We start from the raw sequence: 25,030 nt of genomic DNA on the forward strand, positions 1-25,030 counted from the left end.
TGGCAGGATATTAGTAGATTTTTTTTGTTTTGTATAGTACCCGTTTGGGTACTATTTTCTATACAAGCAATTTTAGATATAATCAAAACAAATTTAAAAATCTAGGTTAAAAATATGAAACTAAAGAAACTTCCAATTGGTATTCAAACATTTAGTAAAATAAGAGAAGATGATTTTGTTTATGTGGACAAAACAGGTATTGCTTATGATTTAATAGAAAATTATCAATATGTTTTTCTTTCACGTCCTAGAAGATTTGGAAAGTCTTTGTTTCTTGATACTTTAAGAAATATTTTTGAAGGGAAAAAAGAGTATTTTGCTGGTTTGGAAATAGAAGATAAATGGAATTGGGATAGAAAGCATCCTGTTATTCATATTGCTTTTTCAGATGGTACATATAGGAATCTTGATGAACTTACAGATAAATTTGAACAAAATATAGACTTAAATAGTGAAAGACTTGGTGTAAAGTGTAGATACGACAGTAGAGACCTTAGAAGCTTTGGAGACCTTATTCAAAAAACTTATGAAAAATACCAAGAAAAAGTAGTTGTTTTAATAGATGAGTATGATAAACCAATACTAGATAATATTACAAACCCTGAACTAGCTAAAGATATAAGAGAAGTTTTATCAGGTATATATGGTGCAATAAAAACAAATGATGAGCTTATACAGTTTGCATTTATAACTGGTGTTAGTAAATTTGCAAAAACTTCTATTTTTTCTGGACTTAATAATATTGAAGATATATCTTTAAATGTTGAGTTTGGAGATATTTGTGGATATAGCCAAAATGATTTAGAAACAGTATTTAAAGAGCATTTAGCTGGAGCAGATATGGAAATGGTAAAAGAGTGGTACAATGGATATAATTTTCTAGGAAGTCCTATGTATAATCCATTTGATTTGTTACAGTTTATTAGAAATAACTTTATGTTTAAAAACTACTGGTTTGAAACTGGAACTCCTACTTTTTTAATAAAATTAATAGAAAAAAATAGATATTTCTTACCAAATTTATCAGATTTAAAAGTGGATGAAAAACTTCTTTCTAGTTTTGATATAAATAATCTTGATTTAGAAATAATACTTTATCAAACAGGCTATTTAACTATTGATAAAGTTATGCAAACACCTTTTGGAACACTTGAATATCTTTTAAAAATACCAAACAAAGAAGTTAGGTTATCTTTTGGTGATTATATTATAAATTATTTGCTAAAAGATAGAGAGTATTTGCCTAAAAAAACTATTATTTATAAAAGTTTGCTTTCAAACAATATGGAAGATTTTAAAAACTCTTTAGTCTCAATATTTGCAAAAATTCCATACAACAACTACTCAAATAATTATATTCACACTTACGAGGGCTTCTATGCAAGTGTGGTTTTTATCTATCTTCAATCTTTGGGTTTACATATTATTGGTGAAGATGTTACAAACAGAGGAAGAATAGATTTAACTATTATTATGCCTCAAGCAATATTTATAATAGAATTTAAAGTAGATGGCAAAAATGCTTTAGAGCAGATAAAAGAGAATAACTATGCACAAAAATATCTGCAAGAGAAAAAAGATATTTATTTAGTAGGAATTGAGTTTGATAGCAAGGAAAAAAATATAAGTAATTTTGAGTGGGAGAAGATTTAAAAGAAGTTATTCATAAACTTTAACTCTATACTTATCTAAATTTTATATTAAAGAAAGATATTAGTAGATTTTTTTATTTTATATAGTACCAAAAAAGGTACTATTTTTGAGATTTTAGGTTTAATCTAAAATTTTGTGTTTAGTAGAAACTCTACTCTTATAGTGTTTAACAACACTTTTTAAAACCGCCAGAGTTATATTTCCTATCAATAGCCTCTTTAAAAAACTCACCTCTACTTAAAACTTCTTTATTTGGGTGAGTTCTTTTCATATGCTCAAGATATTTTTCATAGCTAGAAAGCCCCACAAGGGGATGAAAAAACTTTTCAGATTTTTCATATAAAGCTTTGATTTTTTTAATCATATCAAGCCTTTTTCAAGCTTTCCAAACTAACATAAGGCGACTCTTTTAGAGGAATTCTTAGTTTTCCTAAGCAAACCAAAATTGTTGAAATGATTACTAAAAGTGTAGTAATCATAAAGAAAGTTGCCAAAATAGCATTTAAGATATTTGAGAACTTAATATGAGAAGCTGCTGAAATATCTTTATTTACTTTTGCAATTTCTACTTCATCAGTAAGAGTTGGTAATTTTGCCTCTAAATCAGCTATTTTTTTAATCTGAATTTGAGCAATAGCAACATGACTTACAGCATTATGAACTCTATCTCCCTCTTTAAATGGTAAGATTTTTTGAATTCCACCATAAAGTGTTGCAGTTAAAACAAAAATAGCAGGTAATACTGTAACCCAAGCATATTTTGCTTTACCCATTTTAAATAAAATAGCAGTTGCAAGTAAAAGAGCCATACCAGCTAACATTTGGTTACTTACTCCAAATAGTGGCCAAAGTGAATAGATTCCACCTTTTGGATCAATAGCTCCTTGATAAAGAAAATATCCCCATCCAGCAACACTTAAAAAAGTAGCAATAAGTCCAGCTAAATAGTTGTTTGTATTTCCTAAAGGTTTATAAACATTTCCTAAAATATCTTGAACCATAAATCTACAAGCTCTAGTTCCTGCATCAACAGCAGTTAAAATAAATAGTGCTTCAAATAAAATAGCAAAGTGATACCAGAATCCCATCATATCAATTCCACCAAATAATTCGTGAAGTACAAGTGCAACCCCAATAGCAAAAGTAGGAGCTCCTCCTGTTCTTGATAAAAGAGTCTCTTCACCAATATTTTTTGTTAATCCAATAATTTCATCAGGACTTATAGTAAATCCCCAACTAGAAATTGTACTAGCAACTTGAACTATATCAGTTCCAATAAATGCAGCTGGTGAATTTATAGCAAAATATAATCCAGGGTGTAAAATAGTAGCACATATTAAAGCCATAATAGCAACAGCACTCTCCATTAACATAGAACCATATCCAACAGGAAGTGCATGAGTTTCATTTTCAAGCATTTTTGGAGTTGTTCCACTTGAGATTAATGCATGGAAACCAGAAATCGCACCACAAGCAATAGTAATAAATAAAAATGGGAAGATAGCTCCAGCAAATACAGGTCCACTTCCATCAAAATATTGTGGGTTTGTTTTTGGCATTTGAATATCAGGTGCAACAATAACAATTGCAACTGCCATAAGAGCAATTACCCCAATTTTTAGGAATGTTGATAAATAATCTCTTGGAGCTAGTAAGAACCAAACAGGTAAAATTGCAGCTATAAACCCATATGCCATCATAATAATAGATAGTGTTGGAGCATCAAAAGTAAATCTAGCAGCCCAAACAGGATCAGCAGCTATCACACTTCCATAGTGAATAGCAAAAATCAGAAGAATAAATCCTATAACTGAAGCTTCTCCTACTTTACCTGGTCTTATAAATCTCATATATATTCCCATAAAAATAGCTATTGGAATAGTCATAGCAATAGTAAATAGTCCCCAAGGAGAAACAGCAAGTGCTTTTACAACAACCATTGCTAAAATTGCTATGATGATTAACATAATCCCAAATATAGCAATCATAGTAATACTTCCTACAAAAGTTCCTAGTTCCTCTTTTACAATCTCTCCCAAAGATTTACCATCTCTTCTTGAAGAGATAAATAAAACCACGAAATCGTGAACAGCACCAGCAAAAACTCCACCAACCAAAATCCATAGCATAGAAGGTAAATAACCCATTTGAGCTGCTAGGATTGGGCCAACTAAAGGACCTGCTCCTGCAATTGCTGCAAAGTGGTGTCCAAATAATACAGACCTATTTGTAGGAACAAAATCCCTTCCATCATCGTGAACCATAGCTGGAGTTGCTCTATTTTTATCAAGTTCTAAAACTTTATAGGCAATAAATCTTCCATAAAATCTATATGCAATCATATAGATACAAACAGCAGCTACAACTAAATACATAGCAGAAACTGTTTCACCTTGTTGTAATGCTAAGTAACCAAAGCATAAAGCCCCAATTATTGCTATTACAATCCACATTAGTTTGTTCATAGTAAAATCCTTTCAAAAAAATATAAAATTTCGAAATAAGTATAACAAAAATATATAAAAATAATAAGTTTAAATAAAATAATTTTATTTTTTATTTTTATTGGCTTTGTTACAAGGAATTTTAAATTATTTTGATTATAATAACTTTTTGATACCAAATCGATACTATTTCATATTAAAATGTGGTTACAATTATTTTTTAGTTTAACAAGGAGAAAAATTTTGGCAAAAAATAGATTTTTAAGTTTAGCAGCTAGTGTTGCTTGTATGTTTGGAGGAGTTAGTAGCTTAAATGCTTTAACATTACAAGAGAGTATTTTAGAAGCTATGGATACAAATCCAGTTGTTCAAGAGAGACTTAAAAACTTTCACGAAACACAACAAGATTTAGAGATAGCTAAATCAGAGTGGTTACCAAGTTTAGATTATAGAGGAACTTTTGGTATTTCTAATGCAGGTCATTTTAAAGACAGTGGAAATAGTAGATGGGATCATAGTGTTACTCAAAGTGGAAACTATGCTAACTATACAAACTCATTAAAATTAACTCAAAATATTTTTAATGGATTTAGTACAACTCATAAAATGAACTATCAAGAAGCTAGAATTATGGCTGCTGCTCATCACTATGTAGAAAATGCAAATGATATTGCATTTCAAATGGTTGGATCATATATTGATGTAATTAAAAGTTATAAACTTCTGCAAATTGCAAAAGAGAATGTTGCAATAAACAAAAAAATATATGAAGATGTACAAGCACTTTATAATCAAGGTTTAACTACAAAATCTGAGATGACAAAAATAAATGCTTCATTATCACTAGCAAACTCAAACTTAACAGTTCAACAAAATAACTCAATGGACAAAGAAGCTAGATTTAAAAGACTTTTTGGAAGAAATATTGATGTTTCTACTTTAGAGTTACCAAAAATGGATTTAGCTATGCCTGAAAGTATTGAAAGAGCGGCTCAAATTGCAATTACAAATAATCCTTCTTTAATAGTAAGTAGCTTTAATATAAAAGGTGCTCAAGAACTATATAAAGAGAAAAAAAGTAAGTTTTATCCAGTAATTGATTTAGAGTTTGAACAAGTTTATAACGACTTCAACAAAGATAACTCTTTTGATGGAAGTGCTGATGATAGACAAAGAGCTTATGTTGTAATGAACTGGAACTTATTTAAAGGTGGAGCTCATATAGCTGATATTCAAAAAAGCAAAAGTACAATCAATAAAGAAGTGGAACTTTTAAGAGATTTAAAAAGACAAACTATTGAAGGTTTAGAGCTTTCTTGGAATGCTTATGAGATGATTGGAAAACAATTAAAAGATTTACATACATATTATGAAAATTCACAAGAGACTTTAGAAAGCTACCAAAGTGAGTATGAAATGGGAAGAAGAACACTTCTTGATTTACTTTCAGCTCAAAATGATTTAGTAAGTTCAAAAAGCCAAATTGTAAATGCTCAAATGGACAAATTATATGCTCAATATAGAATTTTAGATGCTATGGGTATGATGGTTAGCTCTATTGTTGAAGATAAAGATTATAATAAATTAATCAACCCTACAATAAACCCTCTTGATGTTGTAAAAGATGAATTACCTGTAAAATATGATGTTGATAATGATGGAATTGTTGATAGTTTAGACCTTTGCGATAATTCAACAAAAGGTGATAATATCACTCCTTATGGTTGTGTAAAAAACCAAAAAGATAGCGATTTTGACGGAATTCCAGATAGTAAAGATAGATGTCCAGATACAGTATTTGGTGCTATTGTAGATATAAATGGTTGTGAAATTAAAGATTCAAAAAATAAATTTGTAGCAAAAGATAGAGATTATATCGAATCAGCTCTACAATATACAGAATCTAGCCCTAAAAAAGATGCAAAATTAGGTTTATATGATTATGAATTTAACACTGCTGCAAATAAAAATGTAAAATCTACTGAACTTGATAATAAGTTAATGTATGGTGATTTTGCTATGATTAAAAGATTCCCTTTTATCAATATGAATAAAAGTGAAAGACATCTTGACACTATTGCAAATGAACTTAAAAAATATAATGGAACAAATGCAATTGTAACTCTAATTGGAAACACACAAAGTGCAAAAGATAAAGATGAGAGCTTTAATAAAGGTCTTGAGTATGCACAAACAATTAAAAAAGAGTTAGTAAACAAAGGTGTTGATGAGAAAATGCTAGTTGCTCAATCAAGAGTAGATTATGATAGATATTTCTTAGAAACAAATAGAAGTGATAAAGATTTAAATGATGTAACAGCAGTTGCATTATATGTTCAAAAAAGCTCTGAAATTGCAAAGAAAACTGATATTAAAGATGATGATGGTGATGGTGTTATAAATGAATTAGACAAATGTCCAAATACACCAAAAGGTTACAGTGTTGATGAAAATGGTTGCCCAAATACTATAAACTTAGAAGTTTTATTTGAAAATGCTTCAGATAAAGTTCTTGGTGCTTCAAGTGAAAAAGTTGTTGCATTTGCTAAATATTTAAATGATAACAAAGAGTTTGATACAGTTATTAGTGGACATGCAAGTCAAGATAAAAGAACAAGTGCAGCTTATAATGTAAATCTATCTCAAAAAAGAGCAGATGCTATTAAAGAACTTTTAATTAAAAATGGAGTTGAAGCTTCAAGAATACAAACTGAAGGAAAAGGTTATAGTGAACCAATAGCAGATAATGATACAGCTGAAGGTCAAGCAAAAAATAGAAGAATTGAAGCAGTATTAATAAAAAAATAGTGCTATAAAAGGGGTTTGGTTTGCAAAAAAGTTTTTTAGATGATAGTCTTTTAAAGAGTTTGGTTTTATTTACAAAACTATTTCACAAACCTTACTCAGCAGAGTCTTTAGTGGCTGGTTTGCCACTTGAGACAAATTTAAGTGAAAATTTACTTTTTTCAAAAGATAAAAAAAAGTCAATGTTTTCAAGAGTTGCTCTAAGAGCTGGTTTAAAATCTACACTTGTAGAAAAAGATATTAAAGATTTTTTAAATCTACAACTTCCTTGTATCTTACTTTTATCAAACAATCAAGCTTGTATTTTAGATAGTTTAAGTAGCGATAAAACAAAAGCAAAAATAGTTTTTAGTGAAAATGGTGAAGCTCTTGAAGAGTGGATAGATATTGAAAAGCTAGAAGATGAATATTTAGGCTATGCTTTTATGCTAAAAAAAATCTATGAGTATGAAGATGAAAAAGGTAAAAAAAGATTAGATTTTTCAGCTCAAAAACATTGGTTTTGGAGTACTTTAGGTTTTTCAAAAAAGATATATCAAGATGTAATTTTGGCATCTATTTTGATAAATCTATTCGTTTTGGCAACTCCACTTTTTACTATGAATGTATATGATAGAGTTATTCCAAACAATGCCCAAGAGACACTTTTAGTTTTTACAATAGGTATTGTTGTGGTATTTTTACTTGATGCAAGTTTAAAATTTATTCGTTCTTATTTTCTTGAAATGGCAGCAAAAAAGAGTGATATTATTATGTCATCTATTATTTTTGAAAGAGTTTTGGATTTAAAATTATCTTCTCATCCTGCTTCTGTTGGCTCTTTTGCAAACAATATAAAAAGCTTTGATAGTGTAAGAGGATTTCTAACAAATGCAACAATGAGTGTTTTAATAGATTTTCCTTTTGCTATTTTATTTTTTATTGTTATATTTTATTTAGGTGGAATTTTAGTAATTGTACCTATTATTACTGTTTTGATTATTATAATTTATGCCTTTTTAATAAAAAAACCTCTTCAAAAAAGTATAGAAAGTACTTATGAAGCAAGTGCAAAGAAAAATGGAATTTTAATTGAAGCTTTACAAAATATTGAGACTGTAAAAACTCATGGAATGAGTGGGAAAATTCAATATGACTGGGAAGAATCAACAGGAGAAATAGCAAATAAAAGTCTAAAATCAAAACTAATAGGAGCTTCAATTCCTACAGTTACAGGTCTTATGGTTGGATTTAATACTGTTTTAGTTGTTTGTGTTGGAGTTTTTTTAATTCAAGATTTCAAACTTACAATGGGAGGATTAATTGCAACTATGATTCTTTCAGGTCGCGCAATTGCACCAATGGGACAACTAGTAGGTCTTATAACAAACTTTGAAGATACAAAAACATCATTTAAAATGCTTGATGATATTGTAAATAAACCACTTGAGAGACCACTTGCAAAAGAGTTTGTAAAAAGAGAGAATTTAAAAGGAAATATTGAGTTTATTGATGTAAGTTTTAAATATCCAAATAGTGAAGCTTATGCTTTAAAAAATGTAAGTTTTAAAATAAATGAGGGTGAAAAAGTTGCTTTTATTGGAAGAATTGGGAGTGGAAAATCAACTATTGCCAAACTTATTTTAAAACTTTATGAGCCTGAAAGTGGTTCTATTTTAATAGATGGAATAGATATAAATCAACTAGACCCAAATGATATTAGAGAAAATATATCTTATGTTCCGCAAGATATTCATCTATTTAGAGGTTCAATGAAACAAAATATTTTAGGTTCTCATAGATTTGTAAATGATGAATGGATGCTTAAGTGTGCAAAAACTTCTGGAACAGATGAATTTGTAAAACTTCATCCAGCTGGTTATGATATGCCAATAGGTGAAAGAGGTTTGGGCTTAAGTGGAGGACAAAGACAAAGTGTAGGAATTGCTAGAGCCTTGATAAACAACTCAAAAACTTGGCTTTTTGATGAACCTACAAATGCTATGGACCAAACAAGCGAAAATATTGTATTAAAAAATTTAAAAGAGAATGAAGATGATAAAACTCTACTTTTGGTTACTCAAAAAATGAGCCTTTTAGCACTTGTTGATAGAGTAATTGTTATGAATAATGCACAAAAAGTTTTAGATGGAACAAAAGAGGAAGTTATAAAAGCTCTTGGAGGTCAAAATGGCTAAAGAGATTTTAAATGCTTTTTTCCAAAAAGCTCCAAAAGTATCAAATAAGAATTTATCAAAAAAAGATATAGAGTACATAAATAGCCTTAGTGCTGCTGTTTTAGAGACAAATTCAAAAAGAATGCACTGGGTATTAGTCTCTTTTTCTATTACAATTTTTGCATTTATTATTTGGGCATATTTTGCCTCTATTGATGAGATTGCAAGAGGAAATGGAAAAGTTGTTCCAACAGGACAAAACCAAATTATACAAAATCTTGAAGGTGGAATTGTTTCAGAGATTTTGATAAAAGAGGGAGATAGTGTTGTAAAAGACCAAATTTTACTCAAAATCTCAAATGAAAAAGGTGTTTCAAGTGCAATGTCAAGTGAGCTAAAAGCTCTATATTTTCAAGCACAAATAAAAAGATTTGAAGCTGAATTAAAAAGAGAAGATTTTATTTTTGAAAAAAGTGAAGATGAAAAATTAAATGAATTTTTACAAAATGAAAAAGAGCTTTTTTTAACAAATAAAAAACAACTAGAGTCAAAAATAGCTATTTTAAAAGAGCAAATAAAACAGAAACAAAGCGACTTACAAGATGCAAGACAAACATCAACTCATGCAAAATTCTCACTCGATGCTGTAAGCAAAGAAGTAGAGATGACAAGACCTATGGTAGAAAGAGGAATTAGGTCTCAAGTTGATTTTCTTAAACTTCAAAGAGAACAAAGTGATGCAAGACAAAGACTTTCTAGTGCTTCTTTAGCTGCAAATAAAGCAAGTTTTGAAATAGAAGAGTTAAATAAAAAAATAAATGAAACTTATGAGGTAAATGATAGCCAAATAAGAGAAAAACTAAATGAAGTTACAACTCAACTAAAAGATGCACAAGCTTCTAAAGTTGCTGCTAGTGACCAAGTTGATAGAACTATTGTTAAAGCACCTGTAAATGGTCTTGTTCAAAAACTACATATAAATACAATTGGTAGAAGTATAAAACCTGCTCAAGATTTATTAGAGATTGTTCCAACTGACAATAAGCTGATTGTTGAAGTAAAAGTTTTACCAAAAGATATAGCATTTATCTATCTTGACCAAAAAGCTATAGTTAAATTTTCAGCTTTTGATTTCTCTATATTTGGTGGACTTGATGGAAAAGTTGTAGGAATAAGCCCTGATACTATTACAGAAAAAGATGAAAAAACTTTTTATATTGTAAGAGTTGAAACAGAAAAAAATTATATTGAAAAAGATGGAGTTGAAAAACATATAATTCCAGGAATGATAGCTGATGTAGATATTATTACAGGGAAAAAGACTATCTTAGATTATATATTAAAACCAATATTAAAAACAAAAACATACACTTTTACGGAGAGATGATGAAGATTTTTTGCTTTTCTAGGGATATAAATCTGCTTACAAGATGGGGAAATATTTTAAAAAACAGTTATGAAATTGTAGTTTTAGAAGATGAAAAAGATATTTTAAATCTTGAAAACTCTATTTTTATTTTTAGTTCTTGTAGCTCTATAAAATTTTCTACAATTAAAGAGCTAAAATCAAAAAATAATAAAATTTTAGTTTTAGAGAGAGTTCCAACTCTACAAAATGCAAAACTTTGGTTAGCTCAAAAAGTAGATGGATATGGAAACTCTTTGATGAATTTAGTATTTTTTAAATCAAGTATAGAGAGTATAAAAACTAATCATATTTGGCTTTTACCAAAAATTGCAACTGAGCTTTTTAGAGATATTTCTGATTATAAAATTGATGATAGCAAAAATAGTATTTTGGAAAATCTTACAAATAGTGAAAAAAGAGTAGCATATTTACTAAAAGATGGTTACAAAAATCAAGAGATTTGTGAAGAGTTAAATATCACAATCAATACTGTAAAAAAACATATAAAAAATATCTACGATAAGTTAAATATACAAGATAGAGCAGCTTTTATGAAGCTATTCTTATAAAAAAAGCTAAGGTTTAAAACCTTAGCTTATAGCTTTCTCTCTTTGAGCTTTTGCTCTTTTTTTCTTCCATCTATCATAATATAACATATATCCAGTAATTACAAAAAGTGCCATTAAAGCTGAAGAGATAAAATATGCAAGTTGTCCAAACCAACCAAAATATTCTCCACTATGAAGCGGTAAAATACTACTCATTATCTGTTCATTTAATTTCTTATCTTCAAACTTTGCCTCTTTTGTAACTTTTTGATTTTTAAAATCAATTTCCATAGAGTTTGACTCTCTAAAGTGTGTTGCATCTGCATATAAATAAGATATTGTATATGTTCCTTCTTTGCTTGGAGTTAATCTAAGACTAGCATTTTTATAATCTCTAGCAACATTTTTATTAAAAATCTCAACTGTTTGTTTAATATCTTCATAAACTATAACTTGTGGAGTATTTTGTCTATTTTCACCTTGAGGTCTTTCAGCTCTTTGTTGTCCTTGTCCAGCCTGAGGTCTTTCTCCTTGAGCTTGTTTTTGCTGATTTTGTTGTGCTGGTTGTTGAGCTGGAGCTTCTCTTTTTGGTTGTTCTACACCAAATACACTATACATAGCACCTCTATACCAATCATAAGACCAATAAAGACCAGTAAGACACATTAATAAGAAAAATGGTACAACCCACATACCTAAAGCACTATGCATAGTTGATAAAAATGCTCTATTTTTATGTTTAAAACTAAAAGTAAAACTTTTGAAAAAGTTATTTTTTATTCTTCCCCAATAGACAATAACTCCACCAATAGTAAGAATTATTGCAGCAATAGTAGCCAATGCAACTGCATTTTTTCCTATACTTCTAAAATCTCCATCCATAGCCAACCATCTGTGTAAAGAGAAGAAAAACATAAAAAAATCTTTACCTACAACATCAGGTAAAACTTCAGCTGTATAAGGGTTTAAATATATAGTAAGACCTTTTCTCTCACCCTCTTTTGCTATATTTAATGTTACAGAAGTATCTTTTTGAGTAGAAAAACCTATACTATTTATCTTTTCACTTGGATTTTTTTCAACATAAATTTTTAAAATCTCTGCTTCACTTAATCTTTCTTGATTTTGTGGAACTTGTACAAAATATGTATCTTTATTTATAGCTCTTAAAATCTCTTTCTCATAAGATAAAACCGCTCCACTAACACCTACTAGTAGAAGAAGAATTCCAAAAACGAACCCAAAAAACCAATGTATTTGAAACCAAACTGATTTATGCATAAACTAACCTTACTTCTTTACTTCCCAAGGTAAACCTTGCTCATTTGTGATATTTAAAGATAAATTATGAACAGTTTTATCAAAAGCTACACCATTTTCTTCACCTTTTGTTAAGTCTTCAAAAGTTGCTTGTAAAAGGTAAGCACCTTTCCATGGAGTTTCAATAGCAAACTCACCTTTTTCATTTGCCATAAAACTTTTTGTCCAACCAGTAGGTGATATAGCTGTTATTTTTGCTTTTTCTAAAGGTTTATTATAAAAAACAACTTTAAACATATTTTTACTTGCATCAACAGGAACAATGTCAAATTTTGTAATAGCATCTTTATTTGTAATACCAACTTTTGAGTAAGAAATTCTTTTTGTACTAGTTCCATCTGTTTTATTTTTTCTTGGTGCATCTTCTCTTACAACAACTGCATCAGTAGCTTTTGAAAAAGTATATGTAATATTATTATCATTTCTTTTTACATCTTTTACTAAATCTTTTGGATAAGCAACACCCTCTTTAATGTTTGCAAATTTTTCACCGCTTTCTTTCTCTTTTATTTCAAAGTGTCCAAAAAATAGCTGTGCAGTAGTTTTATTACTATCTTGCTCTAACCAAATTTCGTGTGCATTTGCACCTACAATAATAGCTGATGATAACATCATACTATAAACGAATTTTTTCATATTTGCTCCTATATTTATAATTAAACTTTGAATTCTACAAGACCTATCTTAATGCTATATTAACAAATTAATAATTATTATCACAATTGGACTTTTTAGGCTTTATCTTGATAAGCTACTTGCAATTAATTCTTCAAATTAAACTCTAAAATAAAATTATTTTTTTAAAGTACAAATATAATAATGTGTAAAAATGTTACAAAATTTATCTTTAGTATTTATTATTATTTTTTACTTATTTTATTAAATTGCTATTAAGTTTATTATCTTTAATATCTTTAATGAATTAATAATAAGGAGAGATTTGATGAAAAAACTAGCTTTTTTACTTGTAACTCTTGCAAGTTTATCTTATGCTGTTGAATATGATGCCGTAAGAGGTGAAATGCTTTCACTTTCATGTGCAAATTGCCATGGAACAGATGGAAAATCAGATGCTGCAATTCCAACTATTGCAGGTCTTGATAAAAATTATATGTACCAAACACTGCTTGATTATAAAGCAGGAAAAAGAGTTGATACATATATGATGCAAAAGCACACAAAAGGTTTTACTGATGAAGAGCTTGAGCAACTATCTTACTACTTTTCAAAAGTTAAATAAGCAAAAAGGATAAATTATGTTAAATAGAAGAAGTTTCGGAAAAATAGTTTTAGGAGCAACAGCTCTATCTTTTGCTGCTTGTAATGGTTTAGCAAATAATTTAGCAACAATTCCAGCAAATAAACAAAGAGTTGTTATTGTTGGTGGTGGTTTTGGTGGAGCAGCAGCTGCACGATATTTAAGAAAATTTGATTCAAATGTAGAGATTGTTGTAATTGAGCAAAATAAAGAGTACTACACTTGTCCTTTCTCAAATGCAGTAATTGCAGGAATGGAAAAAATTGATTTTATAAAACAAGACTTATCAGCTTTAGAAAAAAAACACAATGTTAAAGTTGTATATGCAAAAGTTAAAAAAGTTGATGGAGCAACAAACAGTGTAATTTTAGAAAATGGCTCAAAAATCAGCTATACAAGAGCTATTGTAAGTCCTGGAATTGACTTTAAATATGAAAAAGGTTATACACAAGAGAATCAAAAATTAGCACCTCATGCTGTAAAAGCTGGTGAACAAACAATACTTTTACAAAAACAACTAGAAAATATGAAAGATGGTGGAACTTTTGTAATGGTTGCTCCAGCAGATCCATTTAGATGCCCTCCTGGACCATACGAAAGAGTTTCATTAGTAGCTCACTATTTAAAAACAAATAAACCAAATTCAAAAATTATTATCTTGGATCAAAAAGATAAATTCTCTAAACAAGTTCTATTTACAAATGGTTGGAAAGAGCTTTATGGTGATATGATTGAGTGGAGAGCAGGTCAATTTGGTGGAAAAGTTATAAGTGTTGATCCAGCTAAAAAAACTGTAAAAACTGAAGATGAAGATGTTGTTGCTGATGTTTTAAACTATATTCCAAATCAAAAAGCAGGACAACTAGCATTTGATTCAGGTCTTGTACCAGAAGGTCAAGATTGGTGTCCAATTCATCCAAAAACTTTTGAATCTAAACTTGTAAAAAATGTGCATGTTATAGGAGATGCTTCAAGTGCAGCACCTATGCCAAAATCAGCATTTAGTGCAAGTACTCAAGGTAAAGTTGTAGCTATGCAAATAGCAAGAATTTTAGCAAATAAAGAGATAGTAAATCCTCCAAAACTTGCAAATACTTGTTATAGTTTATTAAGCCCAACTTATGGTATTTCTATTGCTGCTGTTTACAATGCACATGATGATAAAATTGAAAGTGTAGATGGTGCAGGAGGAGTAAGTCCTGAGCAAGACCCAGATGGACATATCAGACTTCTTGAAGCAAAATATGCTTATGCTTGGTATGACAATCAAGCAAAAGATATATTCAAATAAAAAATTAGGAGAAATTCTCCTAATTTTTAGTTTATAAAAGCTACTTTATCTTTTGTAAATCTACCTTTAAACTCCAAAACTTTTATAGCCCTATTTTCTAAAACTTGATTACTTTCACCCAAAAATATTGCCAAAGCATTACTCTCATATATGGCACTTATCATTCCTGAACCATATTTGTTTTCTCTTGTTACTTCAAAAACTCCATTTGTAACTTTTCCAAAAACTGCCTCTGCTCTATTTCCTTTTACTTTGAAATTTGTCTTATTTTCACACAAAATAAAATCATGATAAAAAGAGCTATCATTTTGATATTTTTTAAGTATTGGCATTACAAATAAATAGCAATTTATCAAAGCCGCCAATGGGTTTCCAGGTAAAGAGATAAAAATTGTAGAGTTTAACTCTCCCAAAAGCATAGCTCGACCTGGTTTTAAATTTACTCCATGATATGCTACTTTTAAACCACACATTTCAAAAGCTTCGGCTAAAAAATCAGCCTCTCCCATAGAAATTCCCCCACTACTTAAAACAATATCATACTTTTTTAATGAGTTTAAAAAAGATACTGTTTCTTCTAAATTATCAGGAATAACCCCACAATATGTAGCTTCAAAATCATTTTCTTTTAGTAAAGTTTGCAAAGCAAAGGCATTGCAGTTGTAAATCTCATCATCATTTGAGTCTTCCCAAGGCTCTTTTAACTCATTTCCTGTTGATAAAATTGCTATATTTAATTTTTTAAAAACTTCTATAACCATAAGTCCTTGAGTAGCCAATAAAGCAATATGCGAACTTGTTATTTTTTCACCTTTTTTTATCAAGATATTACCAAGTTTTTGCTCTTCACCTTTTAGCCTAATATTAGAGCCTAGCTTTATATCTTCTGGAATTTTTACACTATTTTGTGAAACTTCACAAAGCTCAAAAGGAATAACAACTTCAGTTCCAAAAGGAGTTTTTGCTCCTGTCATTATTTTGTAGCATTCGCCACTTTTTAGCTCTTTAAACTCTTTTTTATCACCTGCAAAAATAGTATCAACTATTTTAAGAGTTTTCCCTCTATCCTCAAATTTACAAGCAAAGCCGTCCATTGCAGAGTTATCAAAAGCTGGAAGATTTTTTTTGCAAAATATATCTTTACTTACAACTCTTCCTAAAGAGTTTAAAATATCTACAAATTCTATATTTGTAATAGGTTTTATAAGCTCTAAACTAATCTTACAAGCAACGCTAAAATCAACATAATTTAAACTCTTTTTCATTTTACTCTCCAAAACTTCTTATTTGTCTATATTTTTTATATATTGTATCTACTATAAAATCTATTTTTTTTGCACTAAAATTTTCATTAAAACTAAAACTTAAAGCATTTCTACTTGCAAGTTCATCATATCCCATAGCTTGAATTACTCTTGATGGTTTAGATAGCCCCAAAGAGCAGCCCTCTCCATTTGATAGAAAAATATCTTCAAATGCCAAAGTTCGTATAAGCTCTCTTGCTTTTATACCTTTTAAAGCTATATGAAAAGAGTTTTTTAGTGTATTTTTATTATCAACAAAGAAATATAAATCATCTTTTAATTTAGCTTTTAATTTTTCTAAAAAAATATCTTTTATAGTAATATCTTTTTTTATATTTTGATATGACTTAAAACAAGAAAATATAGCCAAAGAGTCTGTAAAACCAATAAACTCTTGTGCAAAACTATCATCAGAAAAAAGTATTACAGAACTTAAAAAGTAACCACTTAGCTTATAGTTATCAAAATATATAATATCGCTAGATTTTGAGAAATCTGCACTTGCATTTGAGATAATTTTTGCATTTGAAATACTCTTTATCTTTTCTAAATTAGTTTTTAAAAAAGTATCCATAATATAAGATGAGATAAAAATATAGTCAAAATCTTCATTTTCCAAAAAATCTAAATCTACACTTCCATCCTTTTTTAAAGGTAAATAAGAAAGAGTAAAACCTAAACTTTCATAAAGTTTTGCACCTTCAAGCAAAGCTATACTTTCACCTAAACTTACAGCAATTTTTTTATCTTTTAACTCTAAAAAAAGTCCTAAAAAACCCTCTTTTGAAAAAGAGAAAGTTTTTAGTTTTTTAAAGCCAAAATGATTTAAAAAATCTTTGCATAAATCATCAAATTCACTATTTGTAACTAAGCTATCAAGGCTTAAATTATTGTTTAATAAATCTAAATTTGTCTGATTGTATTGTAAAAAATTTAGCTTAATCAAGAAAAACTCTTCCACTATGAGTATAAACATTCATTTTATGCTCTCTTGCAAAACCTATAAGTGTAACTCCGTGTTCATTTGCAGCTTTTATTCCCTCAAAAGTAACCGCTGCTTTTGATACAACTATTGGGATTTTATGCATTACACACTTTACCACCATCTCATTTGACAATCTTCCAGTAACATATAAAACACTTTTTTTTAAATCTTTTTTATTTAAAGTTACAAGACCAATTACTTTATCAATAGCATTGTGTCGCCCTATATCTTCTGTTTCAAAAAATGTTCCATCTTCTAAAACTATTCTTGCTTTATGTACACAACCTGTATCATCAAAGAGCTTTGAAGATTTGTTAAATTCACTCATCTGTTTTAAGATAAAAGATGATTTTAGACTATATTTTGTTGAGATAAAAGCACAATCAAAAGCTTTTTCAGCATTTCCTGTAACCCCTACACAACATCCAGAAGTTAAAGTTTTTTGTTTAAACAGGTTTTCATAAGCAATATTTGAAATATCTGCTTCTACAAAAACACTCAAACCATCTTCACTAACTTCTAATAATTTTATATCATTTAGGCTAGAAATTACAGCTTCACTAAGTAAAAATCCAACTATATGAGCATCTTGATGCTCTTTTAAACTCATTACTGAAATTAGCTTTTCACCATTTAAATAAAAATCAATCTTCTCATCTTTTATAACAAAATCTTCAAAACTCTCAAAGTTATTTTCAAAAAATTTATCTACGATAACTTTTTTTGTGTTTGTTTTATTAGGAACTGAGGTTTTAACCTCAGCTTTAAAATTAGCCAACAAGGAAGTCTCAGTTCCAATAAAAGAAGTCATTTTTTTCCTTCTCTTTGTTTAATATCTTCTAATACATCAGGTGCTAATTGTTCTAAATACTCTCTTGGGTATTTTCCTGTTATTAAGCCTTTTAGGTTACCTTTTACAGCAACTAAAGCAGAATAGACAAAATCCATAAGGAAGAACATAATTAAAACACTTGAACCAAAATGCACATATAATAATGCTCTTTTAAACTGAATATATTGAGCATTTGTATAAGCATCTGGATGCATATACCAAATAATAGCACCACTTAGTAGTAATCCAGCTCCCATAGTAACAAAAGCTATATAAATAATTCTTTTCATAGGCTTATATTTCCCAGGGAGAACTATTTTTGCTATTAGACTATTTTTTGATAAGATTTTTAAATCTTTAAAAGCAATAATAGTCATTAATAACCAAATAGGAAACCATAAAAGTCCTGTTACTTCGTGTGTACCTCTAAGAATAAATGGTAAATAACCACCTTCACTTCTTAAACTCCAAGTTATATTAAATCCTGTAATAATCAAAGTAATGATAATAAATACATTTAACCAAATAATAGCTCTATGAACTAAAGAAAATACTTCTACTTGATCATTTGGGTTTGTGATAATTGCTTCTTTTCTTCCATAAACTGCATACATATAACAAAATATTGCAATTTCAGCTACAAAAACCCACCAAATATAAAGTTGTCTTTCATTACTAGCTCGTATTATCTCAGGAGCAATAGCTTCATAGTTTGGTCCAAATGCTCTATTTACCATCTCTTTATAGTGTGAATCTGCTGGAACTAAAATACCATCAAGATTTCCGCCTGTTAATACATGGATTGTGTACTTAAACAAGTACTCCCAATCCATAATCATCATAAATCCAACAAAAACTGTTCCTACAACTCCAAGTCCAGCAAGAGTGAAGATATAAGCTTTATTTCTTTGAAAGAATGAGCTTTTTTCCATAAATTATTCCTTACCAACCATAAGAAGGAGTTGCAATTCCTTTTCTCTTATTTATTGCTCTATATGTTTTTATTTTTGCAATCTCATTTGCATCACCAACAAGTAAAGCTTTAGTTGAACACATAGAAGCACACATAGGTACTTTTCCTTCACTTATTCTATTTTGTCCATATTTTTTATACTCTTCAGGTGTATTAGTCTCAAGTGGACCACCTGCACACATAGTACATTTATCCATTTTTCCTTTTGTACCAAATGCACCATCTTGTGGGAACTGAGGAGCTCCAAATGGACAAGCAAATAAACAATATCCACAACCAATACATTTATCTTTATCGTGTAAAACAATTCCATCTGTTCTTATATAAAAACAATCAGTTGGACAAACTTGCTGACAAGGTGCATCATCACAATGCATACAAGCCATAGACAAAGAGAACTCAGCTCCTACAACTCCCTCATTTACAGTTATAACTTTTCTTCTATTTACACCAACAGGAACTTCGTGAGCCTCTTTACAAGCAACAACACAACCATTACAGTGGATACAAAGGTTTTCATCACAATAAAATTTCATACTTGAAAAATCTACATTATTACTACTCATGACTAATCCTTTATACTTTTTCAATTCTTACAAGAGAACATTTTGTCTCTGGACAAGCTGTTTGTTGATCAAACCCATAACTTGTAACTTGTGTCGAGTTTTCACCTCTTGCATATGGTGCTGTTTGGTCTGGGTATCTTGTAAGTAAATCTTCACCACTCCACCATCCTGAGAAGTTTTGAGGTAAGAATACTGAATTTTCAGCAACTCTTAGACTAACTTTACATTTAATTTTTATTTTTCCACCTTTAGTTCCGTGAACCCACATCATTTGACCATGTTTAATTCCAAGTTTAGCTGCTGTATTTGGATGAAGTTCTCCATACATTTCAGGGCTAAGTTCTGCTAAATAATGCGATGCTCTTGTCTCCGTTCCTGTTCCCATATGCTCAACCACACGACCTGAAACTATATTTATAGGGAAGTCATTTACCCACACTTGTTCATTTTGTCTTGATTCATAAGGAATATCAACCCTAAAGTGATTTGTTTTATCTTTAGGAGCTGGATATTTCTCAATTAAATCTGGTCTAAATGAGTGTAGTGGCTCTCTATGTTTTGGAATTGGATCACTAAATGATGGAACTATTGTCATAGCTCTTGCATTTCCGTAAGGAACAAGTCCAGCTTCAATTGCATATTTTACTAAAATACCGCTATCATCAGTTTTCCAGTTTGTACCTTTTACTAACTCTTTTTCTTCATCACTTAGTGTAATTCCAGCAAGTTCTTCAATATTTAAAGCAGTTATTTCAGCATATCCACCTTTAATTTTTGAACCTTTTGGATGACTTCCTTCACTAGCAAGAAGACTAACTCCATCTCTTTCAAGTCCAAAGTTTGCTCTAAATCCCATACCACCTTGACTTACAGGTAAAGTAGTATTATATAAAACTGGGCTTCCAGGGTGTGATGTTGTCCAACAAGGCCATGGCAATCCATAATACTCTTTAGAGAACTCTCCAGTTCCTTGAAGTGTAGTATTATTAAATAAGTGCCAATTTTCTTGGTGTTTTTTAACTCTTTCAGCCGTAATTCCAGTCATTCCTATAGTTTTTAAAGCTCTTGCTATCTCATTTGTTGCATCTTCTGGCCAAGTAAAGTTATCACCTTTACCCATACCTGCAATAAATTCGTTGTAGAAGCCCATTCTTTTTGCAAAATCAAATAAAATATCATGGTCTGTTCTTGCTTCATAAAGTGGCTCAACAACTTTACTTCTCCATTGAACACTTCGTCCTGTGTTTACAACTGTTCCACTTGTTTCAACTTGTGAAGCAGCTGGAAGTAAGAATAAATTATCACTTCTTGTTGTAATAACAGCAGCATCATTTACATATGGGTCAATAAATACAACTAAATCAAGTTTATCTAGTGCATCTTTAATTCTTTTTACATCTGTTACCGTTGAAATTCCATTTCCAATACAAACAAGTGCTTTTAGAGTTGAACCACCATTATATTTAGCATTATTCTCATCTAAAACTCCATTTGCAAATAGTGAAAGAGAGTTACCTTTAGATTCCATCATCTCTTTTGATTTAAATCTTCCTTTTAACCACTCATAATCAACTTTCCACTGCCTTGCAAAATATTTCCAAGAACCTTCAGCTAATCCATAATATCCTGGTAAACTATCAGATAAACATCCAATATCTGTTCCACCTTGAACATTATCATGCCCTCTTAAAATATTACATCCACCACCTGGTTTTCCAACATTTCCTAAGATTAATTGCATAATTGAACCAAGTCTAGTATTTGATGAACCAATTGTGTGTTGTGTCCAACCTTGATTCCAAATCAAACACCCTGGATCTGCACTTGCAAATAGTGTTGCAGCTTGAATTAAATCCTCTTTTGGAAGCCCTGTAATGTGTTCTACATGTTCAGGTGTGTACTCTTCACACTCTTTAAAGATTAAATCTACACCGTGTACTCTATCATTTAAGAACTTTTCATCATACCATTTGTTCTCTCTAATAAGTCTAATCATTCCATATAAAAAGGCAATATCTGTTCCTGTTCTAATTCGGCAATATAAATCCGATTTAGCAGCAGTTTTTGTAAATCTTGGATCTACAACGATTATTTTTGCACCATTTTGCTCTTTCCCTTTTAAGATATGTTGCATCGCAATTGGATGATTATCAGCAGGGTTTGCTCCAATAATTATAATGGCTTTAGATTTATGCATATCTCCTAAGTGATTTGTCATAGCTCCATATCCAAATGTATTTGCCACACCGGCAACTGTTGGACTATGTCAAATTCTAGCTTGGTGATCTATATTATTTGTTCCAAACATTGAAACAAATTTTCTAATATAATATCCTTGCTCATTACTTGTTTTTGCTGAACCTAAAAACATAACTGAATCTGGTCCAAATTTCTCTCTTAACTCTAAAAGTTTATTAGAAATTTTATTCATAGCATCATCCCATGATACTCTGTTCCATTTTCCAGCAATTTTTTCTGTAGGGTATTGCAGTCTATTTGTTGATCTGATTTTATCAATCATATCAGCACCTTTACAGCAATGTCCACCTCTACTTATTGGGTGATCTTGAGCTACTTCTTGTCTTACCCAAACACCATTATGAACTTCAGCTATTACTCCACAACCTACTGAGCAGTGTGTACAAATTGATTTTATTAGTTTTGAACCTGGGAAAGGATTTCTTACTTCCTCTTCAGTTGCATCTCTTAAAACTTTATTTGTATTTGCAAAAGCAGATGTAGCTGTAAAAGCAGTCGCTAGTGAAGCCATTTTTAAAAATGTTCTTCTACCAAAGCTATTTGCTCCCATGCCATCCTCCTTTTTAAAATTTATTTATTAATTAGTAGAGTTATAAAACTCTTCCCAAGCTGCTGATTTTTTATATAAGATCTCTTTTTTAGTAGATCTTCCAACAACCACTCCGTTACCTTTACTGCTAGTTGCTCCTCTATCTTGTCTTTCAGTTGTTGCTGCTGTTGCTACAACACTTCCAGCCAAAACAGTACTTGCAATTGCTGCTCTTTTGATAAATTGTCTTCGTTGTTCTAATTCATCTGCCATGATAACTCCTTTATTTAATTCAGGGTAAAAAGCCCCTCTAAAAACTCTAATAAATTTTTAGAGCGACTTTTTTAAAAAGTTTAAGACTCTATATAAGCTTTCTCAAACTCATAAAAACTCTCTACTATAAGCCCAACATTTGAATATATAGGAGATTTTGCTGCCATTAATCTATAAAAAAACTTATCAATATATGGACTTAAAACTTCAACAAAAAGCTCTTTTTGTAAATCCTCTTTTATCTCTTCATTTAGCTGTTGCTCCAACAAATATGCACAAAGAGTAAAGATAAATCCCAAATGGTCTTCTTGAGCTGTAAAAGAGTTTTCATCTTTTCTTATTTTTGTTTTTGCTAATACATCTTTTACTTTTAACTGCATTATTCCACCCTCTCTTTGTTCGTGATACCACGAAACACTAATAGGAACACACTCTCCAAAAGGGATTAAAAAAAGCTCTTGATAGTGGTTGAAAATCTCATTTTGCTCTTTTTGTTTTAAAAATTCCAAAATCTCAATACAAGCTTTTTCAACAATAGGGCTAAAAGCATTTTGACTTAAAATTTCAAGATTTTTTACAATCTCATCTTGTTTTGTTTTTGTGTACTCTTCAATAAAAAATAGAGATAGAAGATTATAAACAAAAAGCCTTGCTTGATTAGTTTGTATATTTTGCATTTTTACTAATCTCCTCCATAATCATAATTTTTGGCTTACAATCAGCACAACAATATAGGCTTCTAGCCTTTGCTGGGCTTTGTTTTGCAAATATTGGCTCCATCATTTTTGCAATTTTTTCAATTGCTTTTGTTGTAGCAAACTCAACTCCACACTCAACACAAGCAAAAAGTTTATCTTTTGCCAAAATAGACTCTTGAAACCAATTTGGATTTAATTCCAACTCATCATAATTTATAGTTAAACAATCATTTTCAGGGCATACAGCTTCACAATATCCACAAGCTGTACAAAGACTAGGATTTACTCTTAGAGTAAAATCCTCTTCAACAGCAAAAAGAGCATCTACATTACAAGCACCAACACAAGAAAGGCATAAAGTACAATTTGCTTCATTTACTTTTACTCTTCCATAATGTATATGTTCACCAGTTTTTACAACTCCTAAATCTTCATTTTCTACAAGATGTTGAAGTCTATATGAGAAAATTTCTCTTTTTTTCATATTTGCTTGATTGAAGTTATAGTAAGAGTTTTCTATTAACTCTTGATTTTCTAAAGCCTCTTTTAATTCAGCTTCATTTGAAACTAAATATATAGCAATTTTTCCATATTTTTTTAAATATATCTCATTTACAATTCTAATACTTTCATTTGTACCTTTTGAAATATCATTTGAAGCATAAATTAGTTGAGAACCACTTATTTGTAAATATGTTAAAAATGTAGTTTCATCAAAAATATCCCCAACAATATAAAGTGGTAAAACATTCTCATTTAAAGCTACATTTAATTTTGAAATATCAGCTTTTGAAGATATTATTAAAGGTTTTGTATTTTTATAAAATTGCGAAATTTCATATAAACTATCTATTGGTGTTGCGGCACTATTCAAAGCACCGCTAGGACAGGAGCTAACACACTCTCCGCAAGTTATACAATCAACCAAAGAGAAAACCAATTTTCTATTTTTTTCATCTTTTGTAATTGCATTTGTAGGACAAACATCAACACATTTTGAGCAAATTTCATCTTTTCGCTCACTATATTGACAAATTGATTTATCATAAAGAATAGTTTTCTTAGATGTAAAACTAGAAATATTCTCTTTTAAAATCTTTACAATATTTTCACTAGAGATTAAATTTGGGTCAAAAATCCCTTTTTTAACTTTTTTTAGTTTTTGGTCAAACCAAACAATTTGAGAAGTTTTTAAAACTATCTCTTTATCGTTGCTATTTACAATAACTTCAAAGTTTCCAATAGAGTTTTTTATCTCTTTTATTAGTTTCTCTTCAACTCTATAGAGTTCAAATTCATCTTTTTGTAAATATTTTGTAAAGTTATTGTAATCATCTACATTTTCATAAATAATCATTAAAGAGTTTGAAATCTTATGCTCTTGTGGGAAATCTTGCGAAAAATCAAATTTTAGAGCATTCATCTCATAAAGTTTTAAAACATTTTCAATTTTTTTTGAGAAACTATCTTGTGAATTTCTAATATAAAAATCTATCTCATTTGCAATAAATTCACTTTCTAGTTCATTTGAGTTTGATATTAAAAAGCTTTTGCCTTTTAAATCATCTAAAGAAGTAGCAACTTGGATTTTTTCACTTAAAGGGAAATCCAAACCCTCTTTATTGTAGTATATAAACTCTTGCATAACCTATGCCCTTAATTTTAGTAAAAAATATTTTACCTTATTTTATAGGGATACAAATTAAAGTGTACTTAAATAGTTAAAAT

General features: G+C 29.7%; 20 protein-coding genes. 7 read left to right on the forward strand and 13 right to left on the reverse strand.

Features of this window, described 5'->3' with window-relative positions; all coding sequences use genetic code 11:
- The first annotated feature begins 114 nt into the window (after window positions 1-114).
- A complete protein-coding gene (locus tag IQC44_RS03325) occupies window positions 115-1,653 on the forward strand; it encodes an ATP-binding protein (protein ID WP_198304791.1) in 1,539 nt (512 codons plus the stop codon).
- 166 nt (window positions 1,654-1,819) lie between these two features.
- Here IQC44_RS03325 and kcuS read toward each other — a convergent pair whose 3' ends face one another.
- Entirely contained in the window at window positions 1,820-2,017 is a 198-nt protein-coding gene (kcuS, locus tag IQC44_RS03330; protein WP_198304792.1) for a KCU-star family selenoprotein, read from the reverse strand.
- Window position 2,018: 1 nt separating this feature from the next.
- Window positions 2,019-4,118 carry a carbon starvation CstA family protein gene (locus IQC44_RS03335; protein WP_198304793.1) on the reverse strand — a complete coding sequence of 700 codons (2,100 nt, stop codon included), beginning with the start codon at window positions 4,116-4,118 and terminating at the stop codon, window positions 2,019-2,021.
- A gap of 222 nt (window positions 4,119-4,340) precedes the next feature.
- Between IQC44_RS03335 and IQC44_RS03340 the strand changes: the two genes are divergently transcribed.
- The 4 genes from IQC44_RS03340 to IQC44_RS03355 are packed head-to-tail and all read left to right on the forward strand — an operon-like array spanning window position 4,341 to window position 11,035.
- Window positions 4,341-6,905 carry a TolC family outer membrane protein gene (locus tag IQC44_RS03340; RefSeq protein ID WP_198304794.1) on the forward strand — a complete coding sequence of 855 codons (2,565 nt, stop codon included), beginning with the start codon at window positions 4,341-4,343 and terminating at the stop codon, window positions 6,903-6,905.
- Window positions 6,906-6,925: 20 nt separating this feature from the next.
- Window positions 6,926-9,079, forward strand: a complete 2,154-nt coding sequence (locus IQC44_RS03345) for a type I secretion system permease/ATPase (protein ID WP_198304795.1) — start codon at window positions 6,926-6,928, stop codon at window positions 9,077-9,079.
- Window positions 9,072-10,445: an HlyD family type I secretion periplasmic adaptor subunit gene (locus tag IQC44_RS03350; protein ID WP_198304796.1), complete on the forward strand. Its 1,374-nt coding sequence runs from the start codon at window positions 9,072-9,074 to the stop codon at window positions 10,443-10,445. The genes IQC44_RS03345 and IQC44_RS03350 overlap by 8 nt, the downstream gene beginning before the upstream one ends.
- Window positions 10,445-11,035 carry a helix-turn-helix transcriptional regulator gene (locus IQC44_RS03355; protein WP_198304797.1) on the forward strand — a complete coding sequence of 197 codons (591 nt, stop codon included), beginning with the start codon at window positions 10,445-10,447 and terminating at the stop codon, window positions 11,033-11,035. The genes IQC44_RS03350 and IQC44_RS03355 overlap by 1 nt, the downstream gene beginning before the upstream one ends.
- A 21-nt stretch (window positions 11,036-11,056) precedes the next feature.
- On the opposite strand, the gene IQC44_RS03360 is transcribed toward IQC44_RS03355, so the two are convergent.
- Both IQC44_RS03360 and IQC44_RS03365 read right to left on the reverse strand, forming a co-directional pair.
- Window positions 11,057-12,295: a PepSY-associated TM helix domain-containing protein gene (locus tag IQC44_RS03360; protein WP_198304798.1), complete on the reverse strand. Its 1,239-nt coding sequence runs from the start codon at window positions 12,293-12,295 to the stop codon at window positions 11,057-11,059.
- 9 nt (window positions 12,296-12,304) lie between these two features.
- Window positions 12,305-12,970, reverse strand: coding sequence for a DUF4198 domain-containing protein (locus tag IQC44_RS03365; protein WP_198304799.1), 666 nt, complete (start codon window positions 12,968-12,970; stop codon window positions 12,305-12,307).
- A 307-nt stretch (window positions 12,971-13,277) separates the two neighbouring features.
- Here IQC44_RS03365 and IQC44_RS03370 point away from each other — a divergent pair, with 307 nt between their 5' ends.
- Window positions 13,278-13,574 (forward strand): c-type cytochrome, encoded by a 297-nt coding sequence (locus IQC44_RS03370; RefSeq protein WP_198304800.1) that lies wholly within the window; start codon window positions 13,278-13,280, stop codon window positions 13,572-13,574.
- A 16-nt stretch (window positions 13,575-13,590) separates the two neighbouring features.
- Window positions 13,591-14,883 (forward strand): NAD(P)/FAD-dependent oxidoreductase, encoded by a 1,293-nt coding sequence (locus IQC44_RS03375; protein ID WP_198304801.1) that lies wholly within the window; start codon window positions 13,591-13,593, stop codon window positions 14,881-14,883.
- A 26-nt stretch (window positions 14,884-14,909) separates the two neighbouring features.
- Here IQC44_RS03375 and IQC44_RS03380 read toward each other — a convergent pair whose 3' ends face one another.
- From IQC44_RS03380 to IQC44_RS03420, 9 genes are all read right to left on the reverse strand, one after another.
- On the reverse strand, window positions 14,910-16,148 hold the full coding sequence (locus tag IQC44_RS03380; protein ID WP_198304802.1) for a molybdopterin molybdotransferase MoeA: 1,239 nt from the start codon (window positions 16,146-16,148) through the stop codon (window positions 14,910-14,912).
- Between the two features lies 1 nt (window position 16,149).
- Window positions 16,150-17,163 carry a cysteine desulfurase gene (locus IQC44_RS03385; RefSeq protein WP_228286245.1) on the reverse strand — a complete coding sequence of 338 codons (1,014 nt, stop codon included), beginning with the start codon at window positions 17,161-17,163 and terminating at the stop codon, window positions 16,150-16,152.
- Window positions 17,126-17,983, reverse strand: a complete 858-nt coding sequence (gene fdhD, locus IQC44_RS03390) for a formate dehydrogenase accessory sulfurtransferase FdhD (RefSeq protein ID WP_198304803.1) — start codon at window positions 17,981-17,983, stop codon at window positions 17,126-17,128. Before fdhD ends, IQC44_RS03385 begins: the two co-directional genes overlap by 38 nt.
- On the reverse strand, window positions 17,980-18,936 hold the full coding sequence (locus IQC44_RS03395; RefSeq protein ID WP_198304804.1) for a cytochrome b/b6 domain-containing protein: 957 nt from the start codon (window positions 18,934-18,936) through the stop codon (window positions 17,980-17,982). Before IQC44_RS03395 ends, fdhD begins: the two co-directional genes overlap by 4 nt.
- 10 nt (window positions 18,937-18,946) lie before the next feature.
- Window positions 18,947-19,543 carry a formate dehydrogenase FDH3 subunit beta gene (gene fdh3B / locus IQC44_RS03400; RefSeq protein WP_198304805.1) on the reverse strand — a complete coding sequence of 199 codons (597 nt, stop codon included), beginning with the start codon at window positions 19,541-19,543 and terminating at the stop codon, window positions 18,947-18,949.
- A 10-nt stretch (window positions 19,544-19,553) separates the two neighbouring features.
- Entirely contained in the window at window positions 19,554-22,352 is a 2,799-nt protein-coding gene (locus IQC44_RS03405; RefSeq protein WP_198304806.1) for a molybdopterin-dependent oxidoreductase, read from the reverse strand.
- A gap of 27 nt (window positions 22,353-22,379) precedes the next feature.
- Entirely contained in the window at window positions 22,380-22,604 is a 225-nt protein-coding gene (locus IQC44_RS03410; RefSeq protein ID WP_198304807.1) for a formate dehydrogenase, read from the reverse strand.
- 80 nt (window positions 22,605-22,684) lie between these two features.
- A complete protein-coding gene (locus IQC44_RS03415; protein ID WP_198304808.1) occupies window positions 22,685-23,281 on the reverse strand; it encodes a TorD/DmsD family molecular chaperone in 597 nt (198 codons plus the stop codon).
- Window positions 23,262-24,947, reverse strand: a complete 1,686-nt coding sequence (locus IQC44_RS03420; RefSeq protein ID WP_198304809.1) for a 4Fe-4S binding protein — start codon at window positions 24,945-24,947, stop codon at window positions 23,262-23,264. Before IQC44_RS03420 ends, IQC44_RS03415 begins: the two co-directional genes overlap by 20 nt.
- Window positions 24,948-25,030: the final 83 nt, after the last annotated feature.

Origin of the sequence: Arcobacter vandammei (genome assembly GCF_016106035.1) — a bacterium.
GTDB classification, from domain to species: Bacteria; Campylobacterota; Campylobacteria; order Campylobacterales; family Arcobacteraceae; genus Aliarcobacter; species Aliarcobacter vandammei.

What these genes read in the sequence shown, in the direction of transcription:
- kcuS (WP_198304792.1), bottom strand. Translation starts at nt 2,017, where the DNA reads ATGATTAAAAAAATCAAAGCTTTATATGAAAAATCTGAAAAGTTTTTT.
- IQC44_RS03420 (WP_198304809.1), bottom strand. Translation starts at nt 24,947, where the DNA reads ATGCAAGAGTTTATATACTACAATAAAGAGGGTTTGGATTTCCCTTTA.
- IQC44_RS03325 (WP_198304791.1), top strand. Translation starts at nt 115, where the DNA reads ATGAAACTAAAGAAACTTCCAATTGGTATTCAAACATTTAGTAAAATA.
- IQC44_RS03380 (WP_198304802.1), bottom strand. Translation starts at nt 16,148, where the DNA reads ATGAAAAAGAGTTTAAATTATGTTGATTTTAGCGTTGCTTGTAAGATT.
- IQC44_RS03365 (WP_198304799.1), bottom strand. Translation starts at nt 12,970, where the DNA reads ATGAAAAAATTCGTTTATAGTATGATGTTATCATCAGCTATTATTGTA.
- IQC44_RS03360 (WP_198304798.1), bottom strand. Translation starts at nt 12,295, where the DNA reads ATGCATAAATCAGTTTGGTTTCAAATACATTGGTTTTTTGGGTTCGTT.
- IQC44_RS03335 (WP_198304793.1), bottom strand. Translation starts at nt 4,118, where the DNA reads ATGAACAAACTAATGTGGATTGTAATAGCAATAATTGGGGCTTTATGC.
- fdhD (WP_198304803.1), bottom strand. Translation starts at nt 17,983, where the DNA reads ATGACTTCTTTTATTGGAACTGAGACTTCCTTGTTGGCTAATTTTAAA.
- IQC44_RS03395 (WP_198304804.1), bottom strand. Translation starts at nt 18,936, where the DNA reads ATGGAAAAAAGCTCATTCTTTCAAAGAAATAAAGCTTATATCTTCACT.
- IQC44_RS03355 (WP_198304797.1), top strand. Translation starts at nt 10,445, where the DNA reads ATGAAGATTTTTTGCTTTTCTAGGGATATAAATCTGCTTACAAGATGG.
- IQC44_RS03410 (WP_198304807.1), bottom strand. Translation starts at nt 22,604, where the DNA reads ATGGCAGATGAATTAGAACAACGAAGACAATTTATCAAAAGAGCAGCA.
- IQC44_RS03415 (WP_198304808.1), bottom strand. Translation starts at nt 23,281, where the DNA reads ATGCAAAATATACAAACTAATCAAGCAAGGCTTTTTGTTTATAATCTT.
- IQC44_RS03370 (WP_198304800.1), top strand. Translation starts at nt 13,278, where the DNA reads ATGAAAAAACTAGCTTTTTTACTTGTAACTCTTGCAAGTTTATCTTAT.
- fdh3B (WP_198304805.1), bottom strand. Translation starts at nt 19,543, where the DNA reads ATGAGTAGTAATAATGTAGATTTTTCAAGTATGAAATTTTATTGTGAT.
- IQC44_RS03385 (WP_228286245.1), bottom strand. Translation starts at nt 17,163, where the DNA reads ATGTTTATACTCATAGTGGAAGAGTTTTTCTTGATTAAGCTAAATTTT.
- IQC44_RS03350 (WP_198304796.1), top strand. Translation starts at nt 9,072, where the DNA reads ATGGCTAAAGAGATTTTAAATGCTTTTTTCCAAAAAGCTCCAAAAGTA.
- IQC44_RS03375 (WP_198304801.1), top strand. Translation starts at nt 13,591, where the DNA reads ATGTTAAATAGAAGAAGTTTCGGAAAAATAGTTTTAGGAGCAACAGCT.